Origin of the sequence: Caulobacter sp. D5, assembly GCF_003185805.1 — a bacterium.
In the GTDB taxonomy this organism is placed as follows: domain Bacteria; phylum Pseudomonadota; class Alphaproteobacteria; order Caulobacterales; family Caulobacteraceae; genus Caulobacter.
The window spans coordinates 1-1,205 of sequence record NZ_QHJY01000266.1 but is presented as its reverse complement, the minus strand read 5'-3'; the positions used below and the strand labels follow the sequence as shown (position 1 = coordinate 1,205).

The 1,205-nt window shown below is 66.7% G+C and carries 1 protein-coding gene; it reads left to right on the top strand.

Features of this window, described 5'->3' with window-relative positions:
- Positions 1–185 precede the first annotated feature (185 nt).
- Positions 186–1,124: a ribose-phosphate pyrophosphokinase gene (locus DMC18_RS17145; RefSeq protein WP_110120078.1), complete on the top strand. Its 939-nt coding sequence runs from the start codon at positions 186–188 to the stop codon at positions 1,122–1,124.
- Positions 1,125–1,205: the final 81 nt, after the last annotated feature.

Sequence of the window (1,205 nt, the reverse complement as noted above, 5' to 3'; positions counted from 1 at the left end):
CTGAGAGACCCCTCATCCGTCGCCTTTCGGCGACACCTTCTCCCGCAAGGGGAGAAGGACGGGGTTGTGCGGCCTGAACGACACGAAATGGTCATGAAGCACAACCAGCGGGCTTAAGCGGGTTGCCCCGGGGCGGATCGCTGCTAGAAGGCCCGGCAACGGCGTCCCCCCACCGAGAATTCAAAATGAAGCTGCTGTCCGGCAACTCCAACCGTCCGCTGGCCCAGGCCATCGCGGAGTACCTCGACATGCCGCTGACCCGCGCCCAGGTGCGCCGGTTCGCCGACCTCGAGGTGTTCGTCACGATCGACGAGAACGTCCGCGGCGAGGACGTCTTCGTGATCCAGTCGACCAGCTACCCGGCCAACGACAATCTGATGGAGCTGCTGATCTGCATCGACGCCCTGAAGCGGGCTTCGGGCAAGCGGATCACCGCGGTACTGCCCTACTTCGGCTACGCCCGCCAGGACCGCAAGACCGGCGGCCGCACCCCGATCTCGGCCAAGCTGGTCGCCAACCTGATCACCCGCTCGGGCGCCGACCGCGTGCTGACGATGGATCTGCACGCCGGCCAGATCCAGGGCTTCTTCGACATCCCGACCGACAACCTGCTGCCCTCGCGCCTGCTGGCCGACGACATCATCAAGAACTACCCGCTGGGCGACGACCTGATGGTCGTCTCGCCGGACGTCGGCGGCGTGGTGCGCGCCCGCGCCCTGGCCAAGCGCCTGGACGACGCCGACCTGGCCATCGTCGACAAGCGCCGCTCGGGTCCGGGCCAGTCGGAAGTGATGAACATCATCGGCGACGTCGCCGGCCGCCGCTGCATCCTGTTCGACGACATCGCCGACTCGGCCGGCACCCTGTGCAACGCCGCCCAGGCCCTGATCAACCACGGCGCCGTCTCGGTCAGCGCCTATGTCACCCACGGCGTGCTGTCGGGCGCGGCCGCCGATCGCGTGGCCAATTCGGTCCTGACCGAACTGGTGGTCACCGACTCCATCGAGGCCTCCGACACCGCCAAGGCCTGCTCGAAGATCCGCTACGTCTCGTGCGCCCCGTTGATCGGCGAGGCCATCCGCCGGATCGCCAACGAAGAGTCGGTGTCGAAGCTGTTCGACTAAGTCCCCAGGGACCTTCTCATCATCCGTAAAACCCCCGCGAAAGCGGGGGCCCAGGCTTTTTCTGAAACGCACGGCGCTCGA